Below are 24347 nucleotides of genomic sequence, written 5' to 3'. Positions count from 1 at the left end.
CGTCGCCGCGCCTGCACGGCCGTGTGGGTCCCGACGACTAGAGTCTGGTGCCGTCCTCGAGAGCCCCCGCTCCCGTCACCGAGCACACCGAGAACCAGGAGCCGCACCGCATGGCGCGCAAGAGCAGCAGCGCACCCGCCACCGACGAGCCGTTCGACGAGAAGATCGTCGACATCGACGTCGCGGCGGAGATGGAGGCGTCGTTCCTCGAGTACGCGTACTCCGTCATCTACTCCCGCGCCCTGCCGGACGCCCGCGACGGCCTCAAGCCGGTGCACCGCCGGATCCTGTACATGATGTCGGACATGGGCCTGCGGCCCGACCGCGCGCACGTGAAGTCCTCGCGCGTGGTCGGCGAGGTCATGGGCAAGCTCCACCCCCATGGCGACACCGCCATCTACGACGCGCTGGTGCGCCTCGCGCAGGACTTCTCCATGCGGCTGCCGCTGGTCGACGGCCACGGGAACTTCGGCTCGCTCGACGACGGCCCGGCCGCCCCCCGGTACACGGAGGCGCGCCTCGCCCCGCCGTCCATGGCGATGACCGCCGGGCTCGACGAGGACGTCGTCGACTTCGTCCCGAACTACGACAACAAGCTCACCCAGCCGTCCGTGCTGCCGTCGGCCGTCCCGAACCTGCTGGTCAACGGCGCGTCCGGCATCGCGGTGGGCATGGCCACGAACATGGCGCCGCACAACCTCGTCGAGGTCGTCGCCGCGGCCCAGCACCTCATCACGAACCCCGAGGCCACCCTCGACGACGTCATGCGCTTCGTGCCCGGCCCCGACCTGCCGTCCGGCGGCAAGATCGTCGGCCTCGAGGGCGTGCGCGACGCGTACCGCACCGGCCGTGGCACGTTCCGCACCCGCGCCACCGCCCGGATCGAGAACGTGACGGCGCGGCGCAAGGGGATCGTCGTGACGGAGCTCCCGTACGGCGTGGGCCCCGAGAAGGTGATCGAGAAGATCGCCGACGGCGTGAAGTCGAAGAAGATCCAGGGCGTCAGCAACGTCCAGGACCTCACGGACCGCACCCACGGGCTGCGGCTCGTCGTCGAGGTGAAGACCGGCTTCGACCCGGACGCCGTCCTCGAGCAGCTCTACCGCACCACCCCGCTGGAGGACTCCTTCGGCATCAACAACGTCGCCCTCGTCGACGGGCAGCCGCGCACGCTCGGCCTGCTCGAGCTGCTGCGCGTGTGGGTGGCGCACCGGATCGACGTCGTGCGCCGCCGCTCGACGTTCCGGCTCGCGAAGCGGCAGGAGCGCCTGCACCTGGTGGAGGGCCTGCTGCTGGCCATCGTCGACATCGACGAGGTCATCCAGGTCATCCGCACCTCCGACGACGCGGCCGCCGCGCGCGAGCGCCTCATGAGCGTCTTCGACCTGTCAGAGCCGCAGGCCACCTACATCCTCGACCTGCAGCTGCGCCGGCTGACCAAGTTCTCCCGCATCGAGCTGGAGAAGGAGCAGTCGGAGCTGGAGCGCGAGATCGCCGAGCTCCAGGAGATCCTCGCCGACGACGCCCGCCTGCGGGCCGTCGTCAGCGCCGAGATGGGCGAGGTGGCCGCCACCTACGGCACCCCCCGCCGCACCGTGCTGCTCGACTCGGCCGGCGGCGCCACGGCCCCCGCCGCGACGAACGGGCGCAGCAAGGCGCCCGCCATCAGCCTGGAGATCGCCGACGCCCCCACCCGCGCGCTGCTCTCCGCGACGGGGCTCCTGGCCCGCACGTCGGGCGAGGCCGCGGACGCCCCCCTCGAGCGGGCGGGCCGCCGGCACGCCCACGACGCGATGCGCGGGGACGTCGCGACGTCCACCCGCGGCGACGTCGGCCTCGTCACCACCGCGGGCCGCCTGCTGCGCGTGTCCGTGCTCGACCTGCCGGCGCTGCCGCCGGTCGACGGGCCGCCGTCGCTCTCGGGCGGCATCCCGGTCAGCGAGCTCGTCGCGCTCGCGCCCGGCGAGACCGCGCTGGCCGTGGTCTCCCTGGACGAGGACGCGCCCACCCTGGCGCTCGGCACCGCGAACGGCGTCGTCAAGCGCGTCGCCGCGGGAGACGTGCCCGCCAACCGCGACGAGTGGGAGGTCATCGCGCTCAAGGACGGCGACCGGGTCGTGGGCGCCGCGCCCGTGGGCGACGACGACGAGCTGGTCTTCGTGGCCTCCGACGCGAGCCTGCTGCACTTCGACGCCTCGGCCGTCCGCCCGCAGGGGCGCGCCGCGGCCGGCATGGCGGGCATCCGCCTGGGCGCCGGCCAGCGGGTCGTCTTCTTCGGCGTCGCGCGCGCCGCGACCCGCGACCTGCACACCGTCGTCACCGTCGCCGGGACGTCCGGCGCGCTGCCGGGCACGGGCGGCGGCTCCGCCAAGGTCACGCCCTACGAGCTGTACCCGGGCAAGGGCCGTGGGACCGGCGGCGTCCGGGCGCACCGCTTCCTCAAGGGCGAGGACGGCCTCGTCCTCGCCTGGGTGGGCGAGGGCCCGGCCCGCGCCGTGGGGGGCGCCGGGCAGCCGGCCGAGCTGCCGGAGAGCACCGACCGCCGGGACGGTTCGGGCCAGCCGCTGGCCACCCCCGTCGCGGCGATCGGGTGATCCCGCCGGTCAGCGCCCGACGGCCGCGACGATCGCGTCACCCAGGTCCTCCGGCCGCGTGAACATCGGCCAGTGCCCGGTGGGCAGGTCCACGATCTCGTAGTCGTGCAGCTTCGCGAGCTCGTCGACGAACGGGTGTCCCTCGGCCATCAGACCGCGCAGCACCTCGGCCGGCATCTCCGACGCCACGACGGTCGAGGGCACGTCGAGCCGGCGCAGGTCGTCGCCGAGACGGTGCGGCTCGCGCACCGTCCCCCCGGGCTGCGGCGCCGACTCGGCGTCGACGGCGGCGCGGATCTCGTCGGTCATGTCCCGCAGCGAGTCCTCCTCGAAGTCGGACCAGACCAGGGGCACCTCGACCACGTCGGCCGGCAGGTCCGCGTTCATCGCGTAGCCGTCGCCCACCGGGCCCGAGTCGACGTACACCACGTGCGAGACGCGGCCCGGGCGCGCGTCGGACGCCGCGTAGACGAGCCCGCCGGAGGCGGAGTGGCCCACGAGCGCCACCGGGGCGTCGGACGGCAGGGCGTCGACTGCCGCCACGACGGCGGCGACGTGGTCGGCGAGGTGGATGCCGGACCGGTCCGCGTCCTTCGACCCGAGCCCCGGCAGCGTCAGGGGGTGCGCGGTGTGGCCCGCGCGCTCCAGCACGGGGACCACGGCGTCCCAGGCGGAGCCGTTCAGCCAGAACCCGGGTACCAGGATGATGTCCATGCCACGAGATTAGGAGTGACCTCCGACACGGCACCTGCTTCACTGCCGCCATGGCCACGTCGCCCACCACGCCCGTCCCCGCGCTGCCCGACGGCTTCGAGCTCACCGCCGACCCCGCCCGCATCGACGCCGGGCGCGTGCACGCACTGCTCGTCGAGCACGCGTACTGGGCGGCAGGACGGCCCCGCGAGCTCCAGGACCGGGCGCTGGCAGGGTCCCGGAACTACGCGGTGCTCGCGCCGGACGGCGCGACGGTCGCGTACGCGCGGCTCGTGACGGACGGCGCCACCTTCGGCTGGCTCGCCGACGTCATCGTGGACCCCGATCACCGCGGGCGGGGACTGGGCACCGCCGTCGTCGCCGCGGCCATGGAGGACGTCGCCGCCCTCGGGCTCGCGCGGGTGCTGCTGCGGGCGTCGGAGGACGGACGACCGGTCTACGACCGCCTCGGGTTCACCCCTGTCCCCGAGCCCGGAACCTGGCTGGTGCGCGCGAGCACCCCGGCGACCACGAGCGCCTGACCGGCGACGTAGGTCAGCATCACCCAGAAGCCCGACGCGGGCGGCGCGAACCAGTCGGTGAAGGCCCCCAGCGCGATCATCGCGTCGGAAGCCAGGAAGACCACGCCGCCGACGCCGGCGAGCGGGTGCACGCCCGTGGCGAGCACCGCCATCGTCACCAGGCACACCCCGTACACGACGACGGCGGCGAGCAGGGGCCCGGCGGCCGCCGCGCAGGCCGCGACGAGGGCGACGGCCGCCGCGGCGTAGGGCAGCAGGAGCAGCGGCCGGCGCACGACGCTCTGCGCGCGGGTGGGCCAGAACGCCACGACGTACGCCACCTGCGCCAGCAGGAAGAAGCCGACCATCACGAGGAAGGCGGCGTGGCCGGAGAACGCGGCGGGCGCCGTGTCGCCGAGCCACGAGAGCCCGAGCGCCACGGCCACCCAGCGCACGAGCCGCGACCGTGGCGCGGGCGCGGCGCACCACAGCGTGACCGCGAGCAGCGGCATGAGCGCGCCCTGCGTGACACGGGCCCAAGCGCTCGCCTCGGCCACCTGGGACACGAGGTGCAGCACGGTGAGCATGGCCAGCGCCACGGCGGCGGCGCGCGAGCTCGGGGTGGGCAGCAGGCGCTGCGGCGGCGCGGGCAGGAGCCCGGCATGAGCGACGTCGGTCACGGCGGGCAGCCTAGGCCCCCCGGGGCCTCCGTCGAAACCCGCTCCGCGCCGTCCTGTGCGCGCCGCCGGTCAGAGCTCGATCGACACCAGCCGCGACCCGTGCCGCTTGGCGTACCCCAGGCTCGCGTAGAGGCCGTGCGCGCCGCTCGGGTTCTGGGTGTCGACGTCGAGCGCCGCGGCCGCCATCCCGTCGGCGGCGAAGGCCCGCATCCCCTCCGCGAGGAGCGCGACGGCGACCTTGCGGCCGCGGTACGCGCGGCGCACGCCGAGGATCTCCGTGTAGCCGAACGGGTAGCCGCGCACGGCGAAGTCCTCCGTGTACCTCGCGGCGATGTGGTAGCCGACGACGAGCGGCTCGCCGGCCCGCAGCGCCGCCGCGGTGTCGGGGTCCGTGGCCGGGGCGGCGAGCAGGGCGTCGAGGTCGGGAGCAGGGTCCACGACGACGAACGACCACTCGGGCGCGTAGGTGCTGCGCCCGCTGCGCCACTGCTCGTGCGTCATCGGCTGGCTGCCCCAGTGGTCGCGGAACGCGTCGTTGTGCGCGAGCCGGGTGGCCTCGTCGTGCTCGTCGCCGAGCGGCACGAGACGCAGGCCGCCGTCGAGCTCGACGGACGGGACCGGGCGGGCGTCGAGGTCCCGCAGGTCGCGCTCCAGGTCGGAGTAGTAGCGCCGGGGCGTGAACCCCGCGCGCTCGTGGAGCCGCACCTTGGCGGCCGGGGCGTCGTCCTCGAGGAAGCTCGCGATCCGCGCCGGGGCCTCCTTGCCGGACGCGGCCAGCACCTGACGGGCACGCGCCACCTGCCAGGCGAGCACCTCGCGGCCGATCCCCTCGCCACGGCGCTCCGGGTGCACGCCGCCCCACAGGAACGCCCGCACGAGCAGCGTGTCACCGGGCATCGACTCGACGGAGCCGTAGGCGCGCAGGGCACCCGCGGCGTCCAGCCCGAGCACCGTGTCCGCCGCGAGGTCGCGCCAGGGCGCCTCGAGGGTCTCGACGACCTCCGCCAGGGTCTCCCGGTAGGGCTCGTGGTCGGCAGCCGCGATCGTGTTCCGCAGCTCCAGGAGCGCGGGCGCGTCGGCGGTCGTCGCGGGCCGCCACGTCAGGCCGCCGGCGGTCGGCACGGGCAGCACCGCCGGGGCGGCGGCGCGCTCGGCGATCGGCGCGAGCAGGTCGGGCTGGGACATGTGCCCACGGTAGGACTCGCGCGGGGCCGGGCGCATCGGTATTTCGGCGCGGCGGGCCTGTTGCCGCCGGCGGTCGCGTGTGGCACGGTGCAGCCTGCTGACCTGCACGGACCCGAGCACGACGACCCCCGGAGCGCGCGATGACCGATTCCGTCCCCGCCGTCTACGAGCCCCTCGACGAGCGCTTCGCCGCCGTCAGGGGCGACGGCCGCCTGGAGCGGCTGTGGACCGGCGGCCGCTGGACGGAGGGACCGCTGTACGTGCCCGCCGGCCGCTACCTGCTCTTCAGCGACATCCCCAACGACCGCGTGCTGCGCTGGGACGAGGCGGACGGGTCGGTGAGCGTCCTCGAGTCGCCGGCCCGCTACCCGAACGGGCGCACGATCGACCGCCAGGGACGGGTCGTGACCTGCCGGCAGGGCGCGCGCCGCGTGGAGCGCACCGAGCACGACGGCTCCACCACCGTGCTCGCCGACCGCTGGCAGGGCCGGCGCCTGAACAGCCCGAACGACGTGGTGGTGTCGGCCGACGGCGCGGTCTGGTTCACCGACCCGCCGTACGGCATCACGACCGACTACGAGGGCGAGCGCGCGGAGCCGGAGATCGACGGCTGCCACGTCTACCGGGTCGACCCGGGCACGGGCGAGGTGGACGCCGTCGCCACGGACTTCGAGCGGCCCAACGGCCTCGCGCTGTCCGTCGACGGCACCCGCCTGTACGTCGCGGACACGCGCCACCGGCACCTGCGGGTCTTCGACCTCGACGGACCGCGGATCACGGGCGGGGACGTCTTCGCCGACCTCGACGGGGGCCCGGACGGCCTGCGCGTCGACACGGCGGGCCGCGTCTGGGTGGCCGCCGGGGAGGCGCTGCACGTGCTCGACCCCGACGGCACGCTCCTCGGGCGGCTGCACGTGCCGGAGGAGGTCTCGAACCTCGCGTTCGGCGGCCGCAAGCGCAACCGCCTGTTCGTCACGGCGTCCACGTCGGTGTACTCGATCCTGCTCACCGTGAACGGCGCTCCGCTGCTCTGAGGCGCCCGGCCTGCGGGTCACCGGGCGCGCCGCCCGCAGGCATGGACGCCCCGTCCGGACGGTGCCAGGCGCCGTTACGCTGCACGGGTGACGACCACGCTCGATCCCGCCGCCGCCGACGCCCGGTCCACCGCCCTCCGCGAGGCCCTCCGCACCCGCGTGGTCGTGGCCGACGGCGCCATGGGCACGATGATCCAGGCCGCGGACCCGACCCTCGAGGACTACGAGGGGCACGAGGGCTGCAACGAGATCCTCAACGTGTCGCGGCCGGACATCATCCGGGCCGTGCACGACGAGTACCTCGAGGTGGGCGTCGACGCCATCGAGACCAACACGTTCGGCGCCAACTGGTCCAACCTGTCCGACTACGGGATCGACGACCGCATCCGCGAGCTCGCCCGCGCGGGAGCCGCCCTCGCCCGCGGCCGCGCCGACGCGTTCGCCACGCCGGACCGCCCGCGCTGGGTGCTCGGCTCGATGGGCCCGGGAACCAAGCTGCCCAGCCTGGGGCACACGACGTACGCGCACCTGCGCACCACGTTCGCCGAGCAGGCCGCGGGGCTGCTCGAGGGCGGCGCGGACGCCCTGCTCGTGGAGACCAGCCAGGACCTGCTGCAGGCCAAGGCCGCGGTCACGGGCTGCCACGACGCCATCGCCGAGGTGGGTCGCAGCGTCCCGGTCATCGTGTCGGTGACCGTGGAGACCACCGGCACGATGCTCATGGGCTCGGAGATCGGCGCGGCCCTGACCACGCTCCAGGCGATCGGCGTCGACGCGATCGGCCTGAACTGCGCCACCGGCCCGGACCAGATGAGCGAGCACCTGCGCCACCTCGCGCGGCACAGCGAGGTGCCGGTCACCTGCATGCCGAACGCCGGCCTGCCGGAGCTCGGGCCGCACGGCGCGGTGTACCCGCTGTCGCCGGAGGAGCTGGCCGCCGCGCACACGCAGTTCGTGCGGGAGTTCGGCCTCGGGCTCGTGGGCGGCTGCTGCGGCACGACGCCGGAGCACCTGCGCCAGGTGGTCGAGGCCGTGCGCGGCACGGAGCTCCCCGACCGGCACCCGCAGCGGGAGAACGGCGTCGCGTCGCTGTACTCCCACACCGACCTGCGCCAGGACACCTCCTACCTCGCGATCGGCGAGCGCACCAACGCCAACGGCTCCAAGGCGTTCCGCGAGGCGATGCTCGAGGGCCGCTGGGACGACGTCGTCGACATCGCCCGCGCCCAGACGCGCGACGGCGCCCACCTGCTCGACGTCTGCGTCGACTACGTGGGGCGCGACGGCGTCGCGGACGTGCGCGAGGTCGTCTCCCGGCTCGCGTCGGCGTCCACCCTGCCGCTGGTGATCGACTCGACGGAGCCCGCCGTGCTGCAGGCGGGCCTCGAGCTGCTCGGCGGCCGCGCCGTCGTGAACTCGGTGAACTTCGAGGACGGCGACGGCCCGGGCTCCCGCTACGCGAAGATCATGCCGCTCGTGAAGGAGCACGGCGCCGCCGTCGTCGCCCTGACGATCGACGAGGAGGGCCAGGCGCGCACCCAGGAGACCAAGGTCGCGATCGCCACCCGGCTCATCGAGCAGCTCACGAACGACTGGGGCATGCGGGTCGACGACATCATCGTCGACGCCCTGACGTTCCCCATCGCCACCGGGCAGGAGGAGACGCGGCGCGACGCCATCGAGACCATCGAGGCGATCCGCGAGATCACCACCCGCTACCCGGGCGTGCACACGACGCTCGGCGTCTCCAACGTGTCGTTCGGCCTCAACCCTGCCGCCCGCACGGTGCTCAACTCGGTGTTCCTGCACGAGGCCACGCAGGCCGGCCTGGACTCCGCCATCGTGCACGCCGCGAAGATCCTGCCGCGCAACGCCATCCCCGACGAGCAGTGGCAGGCCGCGGAGGACCTGGTGTGGGACCGTCGCGCGTACAACGCCGACGGCAACCTCACCCACGACCCGCTGTCGCACCTGCTGGAGCTGTTCTCCGGCGTGGACGCCACCGCCCTGCGCGACCAGCGCGCCGCCGAGCTCGCCGCGCTGCCCGTCGGCGAGCGCCTGGAGCGCCGCATCGTCGACGGCGCCCGCAAGGGCCTCGAGGAGGACATCGAGGAGGCGCTGGCGGGCGGCATGAAGGCGCTCGACATCGTCAACACGCACCTGCTGGGCGGGATGAAGGTGGTCGGAGAGCTGTTCGGCTCCGGCCAGATGCAGCTGCCGTTCGTGCTGCAGTCCGCCGAGGTGATGAAGACCGCGGTCGCCCTGCTGGAGCCGCACATGGAGAAGGTCGAGGGCGGCGAGGGCCGCTCCAAGGGGACCGTCGTGCTGGCCACGGTCCGCGGCGACGTGCACGACATCGGCAAGAACCTCGTCGACATCATCCTCACCAACAACGGCTACACGGTGGTGAACATCGGCATCAAGCAGCCCGTCTCCGCCATGATCGAGGCCGCCGAGGAGCACGACGCCGACGTCATCGGCATGTCCGGCCTGCTCGTGAAGTCGACCGTGGTGATGAAGGAGAACCTCGAGGAGCTCGCCTCGCGCGGTCTCGACCAGCGCTGGCCCGTGCTGCTCGGCGGCGCCGCCCTGACCCGCACCTACGTCGAGGACGACCTGGCCTCCGCGTTCCCCGGCACCGTCCGGTACGCGAAGGACGCGTTCGAGGGCCTGCGGCTCATGGAGCCGCTCGTCGCCATCGCGCGCGGCGCCGACCCGGACTCCGTGGGGCTGCCCGCGCTGCGCAAGCGCCGGCACGGCGTCGTCACGGTGACCGAGACCGCGCCCGAGGACCTGCCCGCGCGGTCCGACGTCGCGGCCGACAACCCGGTGCCGGAGCCCCCGTTCTGGGGCACGCGCATCGTCAAGGGCATCCAGCTCGCCGACTACGCCGCGTTCCTCGACGAGCGCGCGACCTTCATGGGCCAGTGGGGCCTCAAGCCCGGCCGCGGCGACGACGGCGCCAGCTACGAGGAGCTCGTCGAGACCGAGGGCCGGCCACGGCTGGCCGCCTGGCTCGAGCGCGTCCGCACCGACCAGATCATGGACCCCACGGTCGTGTACGGGTACTTCCCCGTGTGGTCCGAGGGCGACGACCTGGTGGTCGCGCACCACGAGGGGCCCGACGGCGGCTCCGGCGGCGAGCCGGGCACCGAGCGCTTGCGCTTCCACTTCCCGCGGCAGCGGCGCGACCGGCACCTGTGCCTGGCCGACTTCGTGCGCCCGCGGTCGTTCGCCGAGGAGTCGGGACGGTTCGACGTGCTACCGGTGCAGCTCGTCACCGTCGGTGACGCCGTGTCCGGCCACACCGCGAAGCTGTTCGAGGCGAACGCCTACCGCGAGTACATGGAGCTGCACGGGCTGTCCGTGCAGCTCACCGAGGCGCTGGCCGAGTTCTGGCACTCGAGGGTGCGCGACGAGCTGGGCTTCGCGGGCGAGGAGCCCACCGACGTCGAGGGGCTGTTCAAGCTGCAGTACCGCGGCGCCCGCTTCTCCCTCGGCTACCCCGCGTGCCCGGACATGGAGGACCGCCGCAAGGTGGTGGAGCTGCTGCGCCCCGACCGCGTGGGCGTGACCCTGTCCGACGAGCTCCAGCTGCACCCGGAGCAGTCCACCGACGCGTTCGTCTTCCACCACCCCGAGGCGAAGTACTTCTCCGTCTGATCCGTCCGAGCGGCAGGTCCGCAGGCCGTCGTCGGAACACGAGTCGGCGCAGCCCCGGAGATCCGGGACTGCGCCGACCGCGTGTGCGGGTCAGTTCCCGATGCTGGAACGCTTCGCCGCCTGCACGAGCGACTTGAGCTCCGCGCTCGTGATGGTGCCCTTCGCCGCGAGGCCGCCCGCGACGTCCGTGACGTGCGAGACGAACGCCTTGTGGTTCACCCACGGTCCGTCCGCGTCGAGCAGGTCGGCGACGGTACAGCCGTCACCGGTGTCCACGTTGGCGACGCCCGTGTCGAGGTCGCCGAAGAAGACGGTGTCCCGCTCGTCGGAGGCCGGGCACGCGTCGACGGTCTTGACGGTGAGCGCGAACGTCAGGGTCCCCGTCCGGGTGACGTTCCCGACGTTGTCGGTGGCGCGGTACCGCACGGCGTGCGCCCCCGACTCCTCGATCACCATCGGGCCCTCGTACTCGCGGAATGCGCTGTCGTCGAGCGAGTACTCGATGAACGCCACCCCGGAGCCGGAGTCGCGGGCCGTGATCGTCACGGTGGCCTGGTCGACGTACACGCCGTTGGCGTCCTGGACGCCGTCGACCTGCGCCGACGCGATCGGCGGCGTGGTGTCCGGCGGGGGGCCCGCCTCGACCACGACGACGTGCACCATGCCGGCCTCGGACACGTTCCCGGCCTTGTCCGTGGCCCGGTAGTCGAGCATGTGCATGCCGACCTGGTCCAGCACCACGGGTGCCGTGTACTCCTGGAAGTCGCCGCCGTCGAGCGCGTACTCCACGCTCGCCACGCCCGACCCGGCGTCCTCGGCGTGCAGCTGCACCGTGGCCGAGCCCTCGTAGGCGCCGTCGGCGTCCTGCTTGCCCGTGACCTCAGCGGTCACCACCGGGGCGGTGGTGTCCTCGGGCGGCTCCACCACGGTGAACGTGGACGAGCCGGGCTCGGAGACGTTGCCGGCCTTGTCGGTGGCCCGGTAGGTCACCGTGTGCTCGCCCGGCCCGTCCACCGCGACCGGCGCCGAGTAGGCGGTGTACTCCCCGCCGTCGAGCGCGTACTCGACGCTCGCGACGCCCGAGCCGGTGTCCGTGGCGGACAGCGCGACCGTCGCGGTGCCGATGTAGGCGCCGTCGCCGTCGAGCTGGCCGGTGACCTCGGCGGTCACGACGGGAGCCGTCGTGTCCTCCCCCGCGGCCACGACCACGACGTCCACGGTGCCGGTCTCCGACACGTTGCCGGCGTTGTCCGTGGCCCGGTAGGCGACGGAGTGCGCCCCCGGGTCGTTCAGGACGAGCGGCGCCGTGTACGGCTGGAGGTCCCCGCCGTCGAGGGCGTACTCGACGCTCTTGACGCCGGAGCCCGCGTCCTCGGCGGCGAGGCTCACGGTGGCGGAGCCGACGTAGGCCCCGTCCGCGTCCTGCTCCCCCGTGACCTCCGGGGTGACCGTCGGCGCGGTGGTGTCCACCTCGCCGCCGTCCTCGGTGACGACCAGCTCACCGACCATGGTGCTGTGCCCGGGGATCACGCAGTAGTACCGGTACGTGCCGGGCGTCAGCACGACGTCCTGCTCCCAGCGCCCGCCGTTCTCGTCCAGCGGGTTGGCCAGGATGTCGAGCGTGACGTCGTGGTTGTACCCCGGCGTGCTGGTGTCGAACGTGAGCGTGTGGCTCATGCCGACGGTGTTGCCGGTGGCGACGCTGTTCTCGAACACGATCGTCGCCGGCCCCGCCTTCGCCGTGGCCGGCGCGGACGCGTACTGCGTGACGCTGTTGCTGCCGGTCCAGGTGAGCACCTGGTCCGTGGTGGCGGTGCCGGCGTCGCCGGCGGTCGCGAGCGACCCGGCCTGGACCGCCTGGGCGGCCGGCCCGGCCGGCGCCGCTGACGCGGCGCCGGCGAGGCCGAACGACAGGATGCTCAGTGCTACCACTGAGGCCCCCACCCACGGGCGGGGCACTCTCCTTCGGGACATCGACGTTCCTCTCGTCGTCGCGGGCGCGGTCACAGGTCCCTCACCCGGATGTTGCGGAACTCCGTGGCGTCGGCGTCGCTGTGGTTCTGCAGCCCGATGTACCCGCTCAGGAACTGCCGCAGGTCGGTCGGCGGGTCACCCGCGCGCGACGACTGCTTCCCGGGCGTGTTGTCGAACTCGTTGATCACGACGCCGTTGCGGATGATCGTGTAGTGCTGCCCGACGACGCGGATCTCGTACGCGTTCCACTCCCCCTTCGGGGTGACGCCGGCGTTCTCCATGGTGTTGGGGTCGAAGTTGTACACCGACCCCGTCTTCTGGACCTCGCCCGTGGGGCCGTCGTAGATCTGGATCTCGTGGCCGCAGTAGATCGCCACCCAGGCCTCGTCGGACGTGAGCTGCCCGCACGCCGGTCGCTCGTCCCGCGGCACGCGCGGGTCGGGGAACCGGGTGAAGACGCCGCTGTTGGCGTGGCCGTCGCCGGGTGCGACGTCCTTGAACTCGAGCTTCACGGAGAAGTCGCCGAACTCCTTCTGGGCGTACCAGAGCATGCCCAGGCCGCCGTGCGACCGGATGGACCCGTCGTCCTCCAGGTCGAAGCCCCCGCCCGGCGCCTGCCGCCACCCCGCGAGCGAGGAGGCGGTGCCGTCGAAGAGCCACGTGTACCCGGTGGTCCCGGCGGACCCGATGCGGGACGTCTGCGCCGCCTTGATCAGCTTGGTGCGCTCGCCCCCCTTGATCTCGCCGTCGGCGAGGAGCTGGTCGGCCACCGCGGTGACGTGGTTGACGAACCGCCCGTTGGAGTCCCACTGGGCCTCGTCGCGGATGAGGTCGGCGATGGTGCAGCCGCCCAGGTCCTTGTTCTTCACCGTCGAGTCGACCTCGCCGATGACGACGGTGGCGCGGGAGTCCGGGATGGTGCAGGTGGTGGCGGCCGACACGTCGACCGTCTCCTTCTCACCGTCCGCGTACGTCACCGTGAGCGTCGCGTCGTACTTCCCGACCCGCTTGTAGGTGTGCTGCGGGTTGGCCTCGGTGGAGGTGGCACCGTCACCGAAGTCCCAGGCGTACGAGGCGCCGCCCGACTTGCTGCCGACGAACGCGACGGTCAGCGGGTCGCTCTGCACGCTCGCCGCCGACGCGGCCGGGGCCGGCGTCGCCGGGCCGCCCGTGTAGGAGATCCGGACGAGCTTCTGGTTGTTGTGCAGGGTGAAGAACCCGCCGCCGTAGTCGAGCAGGTAGAGCGCGCCGTCCGGACCGAACTTGGCGTCCATCCAGCTCTGCACCTGGTTCCCGGCGTTGCCGCCGCGGATGATGCGACGCAGGTCCTCCGCGTAGAGCGGGGCACCGGCCTCGTCGACGGTGTCCGGGTCCACCGTGACGGCGATGCGGTTGCCGGCGTTCGACTGGTCGCCGAGGAACCACTTGCCCTCCCAGTAGTCCGGCCAGGCGGCACCGCTGTCGGTGTCCACCTCGGACCGGTGGTAGGTCGGGCCGTTCATCACGGCCTGGCCGCCGCCGCGCAGGTACGGCTCGGTGTAGGTCGCCTCGTCGTCGACGTAGGACGGGATGCCGTCCTCGCCGATCGGGAACACGGGGCCACCGCCGCTGGGCGAGTACCAGATCATGTTCTTCTTGACCGGCGGGAGGTCCACCAGGCCGGTGTTGCGCGGCGAGGTGTTCTTCGGGTGGTCGCAGTCGTACCAGCCCGTGAGGACGCTCGCGTCCTCGTTGCTCCGGTCACGGTAGGGCTGCTTGTTGCCCATGCAGTAGGGCCAGCCCTGGTTGCCCGCCTCGGTGATGATCGTGGCGGTCTCGTACTTCGCCGGGCCCAGCTCCGGGTCCGGGGAGTACGCGTCCGGCCCCACCCAGGCGGCCGTCAGCCAGTCCTTCTCGGAGTCCCAGGCCAGGCGCGAGATGTTGCGCACGCCCATCACGTAGATCTCCGGCCGGGTCTTGTCGCCCGGGTCGTCCTCCTCGGGGAAGAGATTCCCGTCGGGCACGGTGTACGTGCCGTCCGGCTCCGGGTGGATCCGCAGGATCTTCCCGTTGAGGTTGTTGGTGTTGCCGGCGGTGCGGCGCGCGTCCTGGAAGGACAGCCCGGCGAACTCCTCGGTCCAGTTGTTGCCGGAGTAGCCGTCCGAGCCGCCCGACGAGTTGTTGTCGCCGGACCCGACGTACAGGTTGCCCTCGTCGTCGAAGTCCATCCCGCCACCCGCGTGGCAGCAGGAGTGGATCTGCGTCTCCCACGCCAGGAGGTCCTTGCGCGTCGCCTGGTCGATCGTGTTCGCCTCGGCGTCGTACGTGAAGCGCGAGATGGTGCGCTCGCCGACCTGACGCTCCCGGTCGACCGACTCGTGCGGCATCCAGAAGACGTAGAACCAGCCGTTCTCCTCGAACTTCGGGTCGAGGGTGATGCCCAGCAGGCCCTCCTCGTTCTTGACGAGCTCGTCACCCGACCCGCGGTTGCCCATCACGGGCAGCGTGGTCAGGAGCTTGGTCGTCTTGGTCTCCGGGTCCCAGCGGTGGATCGTGCCGCACCCGAGGCCGACGTCCGGGTCGTCCCACGAGACGATCGGGCCGCTCGGGCACGCCGCCTTGCCGACGTAGAAGATCCCGCCGTCGGGCGCCGCCGTCAGGCCGTGGGGCTCGCCGATCTGGTCGAGGGTGCCCGCCGCGTTCTGCTGCGTCAGCCGCTCGGTCTTGTAGTTCGCCGCGATGGTCGCCTGGCAGTCGCCGCGCACCATGCCCGCGGACCAGAGCAGGCCGCCCAGCAGGTGGTTGCGGAAGCCCTCCTCGGAGTAGCTGTCGGCCGTGCCGCCCATGCCGGTGTAGAACGAGCGGCCGCCGTCGTAGTCACGGCACCAGGACACCGGGTGGAACGGGCCGTTCGCGCCCTCGCCCGGGTCGTAGTCCCACTCCTGCACCTGGGCCACGGTGTGGACGTCGCCCACGGGGTTCGGCGACCAGTTCAGCCAGCGGTCGGACCGCGTCCACTTGACCGGGAGCTCCTTGGTCGCGGGGTGCTTGCGGTCGGTGACGTTGACCGTCGCCTCCTGCACCGGGACCTCGGGCTCCGGCTCCTCGGCGGAGGCGGCGTCGAAGAGGTCGAGGTCGGCGAGCTGCGTCAGGCCGTCGCCGGAGTTGGCCGTGATGTCGAGGCGGTAGGACGAGTACGCCTCGGTGTTCGCGACGGCGTAGTCCTTGGTCTGGAACCGGTCGGGGAAGTCCTCGCCGGTGCGCCGGTCGAGATCCTTCCACGTCGCGCCGCCGTCGTTCGACCCCTGGAGCGTCCAGTCCTTGGGGTCGCGGCCGTCCGAGTCGTTCGCCGACGTCAGTGCGTAGCGCGCGACGGCGACGGGCTCGTTCAGGTCGAAGCGGAGCCACGCCGTGGGCTCGAACGCGAGCCACTTGGTGCCCGAGTCGCGGTCGATGAGCTTCGTGGCGATCTCGTTCGGCGGGTTCTCGGCGCTCGCCGTCACGGTCTTGACGGGCACGGAGTCCGGCAGGTTGCCGGCCGGACGCGTGCCGATGAGGCCCGTGAACCACTGCGAGCGCGCCTGCGCCCGCGCGGCGTCGCGGACCCCGAGGAACCCGCCGCCCGACTGGATGTAGGCCTGCAGCGCGTCCTCCTGCGCCGTGGACATCTCCACGCCCTCCGAGGAGAGGAAGACGACGCCGCGGTAGTCCGCGAGGTTCTTGGCCGTGAAGACGGTAGGCTCGGTCGCCGTGTCGACGGCGATGCCGTTCTCCTTGCCGAGCTGCTTGATCGTGGTGGTCGCGATGGTGACCGGGTCCACCTGGTCCGCCGGGTCACCGTGGAACACGAGCACCCGGGGGTTCTCCGCGGCGGTCGGGAGGATCGCCGCGGAGGGGACGACGCTGGCGGTCGGCTCCTTCGCCACGTCCGCCGACGGCGCCTGCGTCGGTTCGTCCTGCGGCGTGCGCTGCGCGGCCGCGGGCATGGCCGCCAGCCCGAAGGCGAGCGCGGCGCCGGTGGCCGCGGCGAGGATGCCGCGAGCAGCCCGTGGTGTGATACGGGCGCTGCCTCTTGCTGTCCGTTCCATCACTGCTCCTTTGCGTGGGACCGAAGCACGTCGGGCGAGGGCGCGGTCGCCCTCTCGCCCGGGATCACATCGAGTGGCCGCCGTGGTTCTTGAAGCGGTCGATCGCCGCCTGGGCGCCGTCGGGCATCGAGCCGTCGGCGTTCCGGACGAGGAAGACGCCGGCCATGCCGCCGTCGGAGTGGAACTGGACGTGACAGTGGTACATCCACGCCCCGGCCCCGACCGCCTCGCCCGCGACCACCTGGAACCCGAAGGACGTGCCCGGGTTGAGGTCGCGCGTGTCGATGACCCGGCTGGGGTCGTCCGGCCCGGCGAGGTAGCCGGTCCGGTTGTCCGCCCAGCGGTGCGCGTGCAGGTGGAACGTGTGCAGCTGGTCGCCGTGCCCGATGGCGATCCACTCGACGGTCTCGCCGAGGTTCGCCTCGAACATCGGCGTGTTCGGGGCCATCTTGTTGTTGACCGTCATGTCGTTGAACACGACCGTGTACTGGCGGTCGGGGACGCGGTCGCCGCGGCGCCGCACGACGAGCGCGCCGTAGAGCCCGGCACGCAGGCCGGCCGTGCCGTGCTCGCCGTCCATCGCGTGGTCGTGGTAGTGCCAGTAGCCCGCGGACCCGGTCACCCAGCGGCCGTCCTCGGCCTGGTGCGTGGTGTGCGAGCGCCACACGTACGTGCGCGTCTCGCCGGGCTCGTTGAACGAGTCGTTGAACGGGCTGCCGTCGGAGTCGGTCTCGTAGTCCACGCCGTGCGGGTGGATCGAGAGCCGCTTCTCGGTGTTGTTCACCAGCTCGATCTGGAGGGTGTCCCCCTCCCACATCTCGAGCAGCGGGCCGGGGATCGTGGCCTCCCCCGGCGCGAGGCCGTAGCCGACCTGACCGTTGCCGAGCGACTCGGCGAACACCGTGATGTTCCGGGTCGTGGCGTTCGGCGCCACCGTCGGCGTCGCGGTCGGGGTGGGGGTCGGGGTGGGGGTCGGGGTGGGCTTCGGTGCGGCCGCGGCCGCCCCGACGCCGAGGGCGCCGGCCGTGGCCGGCACCACCAGTCCGGCGAGGGTGCCGGTCAGCATCGACCGACGCGAGACACGGTCGTGCCGTGGTCCCTCCGTCGCGGTGCTGTACTCCGTGCTGTTCTCAGGCATGAGACTCCGTTCGACGTCGCCGGGGGCGTCAGCTCGTCCGGCGGACAGAAGTGCGGGAGGCGACGGGCCTGGTGCGCGCGGGACCGTCGGCGGCGACACCGCGGACGACACGTGCTGGTGGTGCGAAGGCAGACCTCATCGTCGTTCCCTCCAGGACACGGCTCGCGTACCTCCCCGAGGGAATCCGTCTGACGACGACTCGGAGGGGTGCGCACGCACATCACAGGTGCGGTGCCGACATTAGGGAGACTTCTGTCGACTGTCAATCAGAAGTTGTCCGGTATCCGCATAGGAATTGCATGACAGGCATCGCTTTTGTTGAAAGTTGAACTCGATCATCGGCCCCAGAGCGGGTGCGGCCAACCTGGCGGCCCGCAACGTCCGCGCAGGCCGAGGGCAGGTCGGGTGTTGTCAAGAGCTGGGCGCAGGCCTACAGTCGATTTCACCCGACTTTTGACGATGAGGTGGAAAAGTTGACTGGTCACGCTCAGAAGTACTCCCGTCGCACCTTCCTGCAGGGTGCCGGCGCCGCCGCAGCGGTCGGCCTCGGCGCGGTCTCGCTGCCCGGTACGGCCTCGGCGGCGACGGACGACGGGGGCCGGGCGGTCCCGCCCGGCAAGATCGGCTTCCAGCTCTACTCGGTGCGGGACATGCTCCGCGCCGACCCCGAGGGCACCCTCGCGATGGTCGCGGCGGCCGGGTACGCGTCGGTCGAGCCGGCCTACGACTACGGCAACCGCACCCCGGAGCAGTTCCGCGCCATCGTCGACGCGAACGGCCTGCGGGTCGTGGGCAGCCACCACAACCCGTACGACTTCCGGGGCGACCTCGCGGCGGTCACCCTGGAGCGTGCCGTGACCCTCGGCCAGAAGTACGTCGGCGTCTCGTACATGGACGGCGCCCAGACGGCGGACGGCTACCGGCGCATGGCCGAGGAGATGAACCGGTGGGGCGAGGTCGCCCGCGGTTATGGCCTGCGGTGGTACGCCCACCTGCACGACAACGAGTTCCACACCGACCCCACCACCGGCGAGGTCCTCTTCGACGTCTGGCTGGCGGAGACCGACCCCGACCTGGTGTCGTTCGAGCTGGACCTGTACTGGATCCTGCGGGCAGGGGCCGACCCGGTGCCCTACCTCGACGCGCACCAGGACCGGTTCCCGCTGTTCCACCTCAAGGACGGCACCCCCACGCAGGGCATCGAGACCGACCTCGGCGAGGGGACCGTGGACTTCCGGGGGATCCTCTCGCACGTCCACGCGATGGGGCGCCACGAGTTCGTCGTCGAGCGCGACCAGCAGCCCGACCCCGTCCGCACCGCCAACGTCTCGTACGCGAACCTGCGGAAGCTGTCCGTCCCGCGGGCCTGACCCGGCCCGCGCCCGTGCCCGACGCGTCCGGGGCCGCCGCCCGGCCCCGGACGCGCCGTTCCACGCTCCCCGACCGCCCGGAAGCGTGACTCCGCGCCCACGACCGGGGACGATACGTCCATGAGCCCGCACCACGGACCCGACGTCACGACGCCCGAGCCGCACGCCCGCCCGGCCCTCGCGGTGGACCGGTACGACCCGGCCGACCGCGCCGCCCTCTACGACGTCTGCCTGCGCACCGGCGACTCCGGCGAGGACGCCACGGACATGTACGAGGACGGCGAGCTGCTCGGCCACGTCTACCTCGGGGCCTACCTCGAGCTGGAGCCGGGGCTCGCCCGCGTGCTGCGCCGCGCGGACGGCACGGCGGTGGGCTACTGCGTGGCCACGGCGAGCACCGTCGACTTCGAACGCCGCTGCGAGGAGTCCTGGTGGCCGCCGCTGCGCGCGCGGCTCGCGGTCCCCGCGCCCGACGACGAGTCGCCGGACGCGCGCCTCCTGCATGCGATCCACGCGCCGTCGCGGTCGGCGGCGCCGTGGCTGGAGCAGTACCCGGCGCACCTGCACGTCGACCTGCTGCCGGAGGCGCAGGGCGGCGGCGCGGGACGGCGCGTGCTGGAGGCGGTGCTCGACGCCGTCGCCGCAGCGGGCGCCCCCGGCATCCACCTGGGCGTCGGCGGCCGCAACGTGCGCGCGATCGGCTTCTACGAGCACCTCGGGTTCCGCACGCTCGAGGAGCAGCCCTGGGGCCGGACGATGGGCATGTCGCTGGCCGGCCGCTGACGGCGGCCCGGGTCGGGAGGTGCCGGGCCGGCAGTCCGCTGGTCTCACACCGCTGACGGCGACGCCGGTCCGGAAGCGCCGGGCCGGGTGCGCAGAGGGGGATCACCCGGCGGCAGGCCGCTGCCCGCGTCCCGGTTGCGTCGCCGGTCCGAGTTCCCTGGGCCATCCCTTGCCGCATCCTGTGCGTCGGCCTACCATCCTGAAAGCGCTTGCCTGGCAAGCGCTTTCAGCACCCTGGCAGGGCCCTGTTCGACAACGACGTTGAGAGGTCACAGATGCGCGAGCTCATCCCCCGGCGGCCAACGGACCCGGCCCGCCCGCCCGTACCCACCACCCCGCGATCGGGTCCCGCGCGCCTCGCGGCCGCGGTCGCCGCCGCGGCCGTCGCCGGCACGACCTTCCTGGTCGGGGCCCCCGCGCTCGCCGCGGAGCAGTCCGCCGCGGACGCCACCGCGGACGCCGCGGACCAGGAGTTCACCGAGCTGCTCGGCTTCGAGCAGTACGCGCGCACGGCGCTCGACGGCCAGGACGGCTGGTCGGCGTCCGGCGCCGCGAAGGTGATCGCGGACCCGCTCAACGGGAACAACCAGGTCCTCGAGATGACGGGCGGCAACCAGAAGGCCTACCGCGCCGTCCCGGGGATCGCGGACGGCTCCACCGGCACCCTGTTCTTCCGGTTCCTGCGCACGGGGAGCGTCGACACGTCGTTCGGGCTCACCGACGTCGACCAGCCGTCGGGGACCGGGGACAGCCGCGCGTACGTCAACAACCAGAACAGCGACCAGATGCTGGTCCGCGACGGCGGCGGCTTCAAGCCCGCCGGCATCTGGGGCCGCGACGCCTGGCAGTGCGTGTGGGTCGTCGCCGACAACGCCGCCGACAAGGTCTCGGTGTACAGCCAGGGCGGCCCCTACGAGGAGCTGACGCGGCTCCCGGAGGGCACCGAGCAGCAGTTCGGCTTCCGGCAGGGCGTCACGACGGCGCTCGACCGCTTCTGGTGGATCAACGGCGCCAGCAGCGCCGGCAACCTCATGCTCGACGACGTCGCCGTCGACACGGCCGGCGAGAACCTCTCAATCGCGACCGGCAACCCGGGCGACTGCGCGGCCGGCGGCGAGTCCGAGGCCCCGCTGATCAACCCGCTGCCCGACCCGAAGATGTCGACGCTCGGCGTCGAGGTGGAGGAGCTCGCCCAGCTGCCCGAGTCCCACACCACGCCCGCGACGCAGGACCCGCGCCTTGACCGGTACAACCGGATCACGCATCTCGACGAGATCCCGGACGGCTCCGGCCGACTCATGGTCCCGGACAACAACGGCACGCTGTACACGGTCGACAAGGAGACCGGCGCGTACACGCCGTACCTCGACGTGCGCCAGGCGTTCATCGACAACTTCCACAACTCCGCCGGCCTGGGCACCGGCCTCGGCGCGGCCGAGTTCCACCCGGACTTCGCCGAGAACGGCCTCTTCTACACGGTGCACACGGAGGGCGGAACCGCCCTGACGGAGGACACCCCCGACTTCCCCGGCTACGGCACCACGCAGTTCCACAGCGTCGTCACCGAGTGGAAGGCCACGGACCCGTCGGCGGCGACCTTCGAGGGCACCAGCCGCGAGATCATGCGCGTGCCGTTCGCCGGCCGCGTGCACACCGTGCAGCAGATCTCGTTCAACCCGACCGCCGAGCCGGGCGACCCCGACTACGGCAACCTCTACATCCTGGTCGGCGACGGCGGCGCGGGCGTCGGCAACGGCAACCCGCAGGACGTCACCACGCCGCAGGGGAAGATCTTCCGGATCGACCCGCTGGGCCGGGACAGCGCCAACGGGGAGTACGGTATCCCCGACGACAACCCGTTCCTCGACACCGCGGGCGCACTGCCCGAGATCTACGCGATCGGCATGCGCGACCCCCACCGCATCAGCTGGGACCCCGCTGGCGACCACACCATGTACCTCGGGCACATCGGCGAGTGGCAGGTCGAGTCGATCTACGCCGTCGAGCCTGGGGACAACTTCGGCTGGTCCGAGCGCGAGGGGCCCTTCCGGGCGGACAACCGACAGATCTACCCGCTGCCGGCCGACGACGCCAAGAACGGGTTCACGTACCCCGTGGCCGCCTACGACCACAACCGCGACCCCGGCCAGACCGGCGACGCCGGCGTCGCCAACAACGGCGGCTTCGTCTACCGCGGCGACATCGCCGCCCTGCGGGGGCGCTACCTGTTCACCGACCTGGTGCACGGCTGGGTGCTGTCGACCGAGGCGGACAAGATGGTCCGTAACGACGGCGACGTCGAGGACCTGGCGCCGATCGAGCAGCTGCGCGTGTTCGCCGGCGGCAAGGAGACCACGTTCGCCGAGCTGGTCGGCGACAAGCGCGTCGACCTGCGCTTCGGCTCCGACGCCGACGGCGAGCTCTACCTGATCTCCAAGGCGAACGGGAAGATCTGGAAGGTCACCGGCGCGCACCGGGTCGCGGCCACCTCCCCCGTCGCGCTCCCCGAACTCGCCCCGAACCTGGTGGCGCACTACGACTTCGACCACCCGGTCGCGGGCGCCACGACCTTCGAGGCCGACCAGGGCTGGTCGGGCACGAAGATCCAGCTCGTCAACGGCGGCGTCGAGCAGCGCGTCACCGACCGTGCCTACCCGGGCGCGGGCCGCGCGCTGCAGACCCAGCAGATGAGCCCGGCCACCGCGTCGAACGACGACTGGAAGGCGGGCGTGTACGACGCGAACGGCGTCGCCTCGCTCGACGCGTTCTCGGCCACCGACCAGGCCGCCGTCATGGGCTGGTTCAAGCGGACCGGCGCGAACGTCGCCGGCCTGAACTCCGGCACGACGAACCCGGACGACCGGTACAACGCCATCGGGCTGGCCGGCGTGCTGACCGGCGACTCCGACGGCCATGCCGTGCGGGCGCTGCTCGAGGTGATCACGGTGGGCGACGAGCTCAAGCTGGTCGCCCTCGGGCGGCGCGTCGACGGCGCCGGGTCGTGGACCTTCGCCGCCGACATGCCGTGGGACGAGATCCTGGCGCAGGGCGAGTGGGTCCACCTCACCGCGACGTTCGACTTCGCGGCGGGCGAGATGAAGCTGTACCGCAACGGCGAGGAGCTCGCGGGCCGGTACACCTCGTCCAACCCGTGGGGATCCGGCCCCACGTCGGCGACGACGTCGCGCGGCATCAAGATCGGCGGCAGCTTCCCGCAGGACACCAAGGAGGCGAACCCGTTCAACGGCCGGATGGACGACCTGATGTTCCTCGACACCGTCCCGACGCCGGAACAGGTCGCCGCGCAGTACGCGCTGTTCGGCGCGACGCCGACCGAGCCCACGGAGCCGCCGTCGTGCACGCCCGCCGGCTCCACGACCACCGACGTCATGGCGGCGGAGAACTGGGCCCCGAAGACTCCCGCGAAGTGGCAGTTCCCCGGGGACCAGATCATCCAGACCGAGGCGGGGACCAACCCCGACGACGGCATCCGGCGGCCGTTCGAGTACGCCGTCCTCACCCAGGGGCCGGAGCTCGGGTCGTTCGACCTCGGCGCGCAGGTCCGGATCGACGAGCCGGCCAGCGTGAACAACCGCGACGTCATCGTGGTGTTCGGCTGGCAGTCGGACACGGAGTACTACTACGCCCACCTGTCGAAGGACAACACGATCTACCCCCACAACGGGATCTTCAAGGTCGACGGCAAGGACCGGGAGCGGATCGACGACCAGTGGGACGGCACCGTCGGCGCTCCCCCGGCCATCACCGACGAGGAGTGGCACGACGTGCGCGTCGTGCGGTGCACGGACAGCGGCGACATCGCCGTCTACCTCGACGGCCTCGACACCCCGCTGCTCACCGCGAACGACACCACCTTCGAGACCGGCAGGGTCGGGTTCGGGTCGTTCGACAACTACGGGCGCCTGCGCGACCTCACGGTCACGTCGACGCCGGCCGACGTCGACGGGCCGACCGTCACCGTCAAGGAGGGCGACGAGTTCACCACCGGCCGCGACGGCACGTACAGCACGGTCTCGTTCAAGCTGCACGACGCCGGCAAGGTCGACCGCCTCACCCTCAACGGGGTGGAGAAGGACCTCGTCGACGACGAGTGGTCGGACCTGAACTACGTGAAGCCGGGATCGTTCGGCGCGGTCGAGGGCACCAACACCCTCGTCGTCAAGGACCTCGCCGGGAACGCCACCACCGTGACCTTCACGCTCGACGTCACGGGCCCGACCGTCACCGTCAAGGACGGTGCGCAGCTCACGGTGGGCTCGGACGGCACGTACAGCCTCGTGTCGTTCAAGCTGCACGACGCCGGCAAGGTCGACGGCCTCACCCTCAACGGCACGGCCAAGGACCTCACCGACAACACGTGGTCGGACCTGAACTACGTGAAGCCGGGGGCGTTCGGCGCGGTCGGGGGCGCCAACACCCTCGTCGTGCGTGATGTCGCCGGGAACGCCACCACGGTGACGTTCACGCTCGCGACGTCGTAGCCCGCGAGATACGGCGCACGACACACGGGCCCCCGGTGGGGGGGGGGGGGACCCGCCGTCCCCCCCCCCCCGGGGGCCCTCGTGTTGTCGGTTTTTCGATTGACGTCTTTCCCTTTGCCCGGCCAACACGCCCGCGTCGCCGC

At 72.5% G+C, this 24347-nt stretch carries 13 protein-coding genes; 7 read left to right on the top strand and 6 right to left on the bottom strand.

Translation table 11 applies throughout. The features are described 5' to 3' along the window. The first annotated feature begins 110 nt into the window (after nt 1-110). Complete coding sequence (locus ACWF41_RS05020) at nt 111-2594, top strand: DNA gyrase/topoisomerase IV subunit A (RefSeq protein WP_380319828.1); 2484 nt, start codon at nt 111-113, stop codon at nt 2592-2594. A 9-nt stretch (nt 2595-2603) separates the two neighbouring features. Here ACWF41_RS05020 and ACWF41_RS05015 read toward each other — a convergent pair whose 3' ends face one another. Then, on the bottom strand, nt 2604-3308 hold the full coding sequence (locus ACWF41_RS05015; RefSeq protein ID WP_380319786.1) for an alpha/beta fold hydrolase: 705 nt from the start codon (nt 3306-3308) through the stop codon (nt 2604-2606). 50 nt (nt 3309-3358) lie between these two features. On the opposite strand from ACWF41_RS05015, the gene ACWF41_RS05010 reads away from it, so the two are divergent. Next, nucleotides 3359-3829, top strand: a complete 471-nt coding sequence (locus ACWF41_RS05010; RefSeq protein WP_380319783.1) for a GNAT family N-acetyltransferase — start codon at nt 3359-3361, stop codon at nt 3827-3829. Here the strand turns inward: ACWF41_RS05010 and ACWF41_RS05005 are convergent. Then, nucleotides 3745-4488, bottom strand: a complete 744-nt coding sequence (locus ACWF41_RS05005; protein WP_380319780.1) for a lysoplasmalogenase family protein — start codon at nt 4486-4488, stop codon at nt 3745-3747. The two genes, ACWF41_RS05010 and ACWF41_RS05005, sit on opposite strands and share 85 nt — an antisense overlap. A gap of 69 nt (nt 4489-4557) precedes the next feature. After that, complete coding sequence (locus tag ACWF41_RS05000; protein WP_380319777.1) at nt 4558-5673, bottom strand: GNAT family N-acetyltransferase; 1116 nt, start codon at nt 5671-5673, stop codon at nt 4558-4560. A 140-nt stretch (nt 5674-5813) separates the two neighbouring features. On the opposite strand from ACWF41_RS05000, the gene ACWF41_RS04995 reads away from it, so the two are divergent. Further along, the gene (locus ACWF41_RS04995; protein ID WP_380319774.1) at nt 5814-6707 is read left to right on the top strand and encodes an SMP-30/gluconolactonase/LRE family protein; all 894 of its coding nucleotides are present in this window, start codon (nt 5814-5816) and stop codon (nt 6705-6707) included. An 87-nt stretch (nt 6708-6794) separates the two neighbouring features. Then, nucleotides 6795-10370: a methionine synthase gene (metH, locus tag ACWF41_RS04990; protein WP_380319771.1), complete on the top strand. Its 3576-nt coding sequence runs from the start codon at nt 6795-6797 to the stop codon at nt 10368-10370. A gap of 90 nt (nt 10371-10460) precedes the next feature. Here metH and ACWF41_RS04985 read toward each other — a convergent pair whose 3' ends face one another. The 3 genes from ACWF41_RS04985 to ACWF41_RS04975 form a co-directional block, all read right to left on the bottom strand. Then, nucleotides 10461-12302: an OmpL47-type beta-barrel domain-containing protein gene (locus tag ACWF41_RS04985; protein WP_380346762.1), complete on the bottom strand. Its 1842-nt coding sequence runs from the start codon at nt 12300-12302 to the stop codon at nt 10461-10463. 71 nt (nt 12303-12373) lie between these two features. Next, entirely contained in the window at nt 12374-16411 is a 4038-nt protein-coding gene (locus tag ACWF41_RS04980) for a ThuA domain-containing protein (RefSeq protein ID WP_380324359.1), read from the bottom strand. 64 nt (nt 16412-16475) lie between these two features. Further along, entirely contained in the window at nt 16476-17477 is a 1002-nt protein-coding gene (locus ACWF41_RS04975; RefSeq protein ID WP_380324362.1) for a multicopper oxidase domain-containing protein, read from the bottom strand. A gap of 545 nt (nt 17478-18022) precedes the next feature. On the opposite strand from ACWF41_RS04975, the gene ACWF41_RS04970 reads away from it, so the two are divergent. The 3 genes from ACWF41_RS04970 to ACWF41_RS04960 all read left to right on the top strand — a co-directional run bounded on the left by ACWF41_RS04970 (nt 18023) and on the right by ACWF41_RS04960 (nt 24204). Next, on the top strand, nt 18023-18919 hold the full coding sequence (locus ACWF41_RS04970) for a sugar phosphate isomerase/epimerase family protein (RefSeq protein ID WP_380324365.1): 897 nt from the start codon (nt 18023-18025) through the stop codon (nt 18917-18919). Nucleotides 18920-19039: 120 nt separating this feature from the next. Continuing rightward, nucleotides 19040-19702, top strand: a complete 663-nt coding sequence (locus ACWF41_RS04965) for a GNAT family N-acetyltransferase (RefSeq protein ID WP_380324368.1) — start codon at nt 19040-19042, stop codon at nt 19700-19702. Nucleotides 19703-19977: 275 nt separating this feature from the next. Next, entirely contained in the window at nt 19978-24204 is a 4227-nt protein-coding gene (locus ACWF41_RS04960) for a PQQ-dependent sugar dehydrogenase (protein WP_380324371.1), read from the top strand. Nucleotides 24205-24347: the final 143 nt, after the last annotated feature.

It is taken from the genome of Isoptericola sp. NPDC055063, assembly GCF_053608125.1.
This window is presented reverse-complemented; position numbering and strand designations above follow the sequence as displayed.

Excerpts from the sequence above, each read along its gene's own strand:
- ACWF41_RS05020 (WP_380319828.1), top strand. The coding sequence starts at position 111 with ATGGCGCGCAAGAGCAGCAGCGCACCCGCCACCGACGAGCCGTTCGAC.
- ACWF41_RS05015 (WP_380319786.1), bottom strand. The coding sequence starts at position 3,308 with ATGGACATCATCCTGGTACCCGGGTTCTGGCTGAACGGCTCCGCCTGG.
- ACWF41_RS05010 (WP_380319783.1), top strand. The coding sequence starts at position 3,359 with ATGGCCACGTCGCCCACCACGCCCGTCCCCGCGCTGCCCGACGGCTTC.
- ACWF41_RS05000 (WP_380319777.1), bottom strand. The coding sequence starts at position 5,673 with ATGTCCCAGCCCGACCTGCTCGCGCCGATCGCCGAGCGCGCCGCCGCC.
- ACWF41_RS04995 (WP_380319774.1), top strand. The coding sequence starts at position 5,814 with ATGACCGATTCCGTCCCCGCCGTCTACGAGCCCCTCGACGAGCGCTTC.
- ACWF41_RS04980 (WP_380324359.1), bottom strand. The coding sequence starts at position 16,411 with ATGGAACGGACAGCAAGAGGCAGCGCCCGTATCACACCACGGGCTGCT.
- ACWF41_RS04975 (WP_380324362.1), bottom strand. The coding sequence starts at position 17,477 with ATGCTGACCGGCACCCTCGCCGGACTGGTGGTGCCGGCCACGGCCGGC.
- ACWF41_RS04965 (WP_380324368.1), top strand. The coding sequence starts at position 19,040 with ATGAGCCCGCACCACGGACCCGACGTCACGACGCCCGAGCCGCACGCC.
- ACWF41_RS04960 (WP_380324371.1), top strand. The coding sequence starts at position 19,978 with ATGCGCGAGCTCATCCCCCGGCGGCCAACGGACCCGGCCCGCCCGCCC.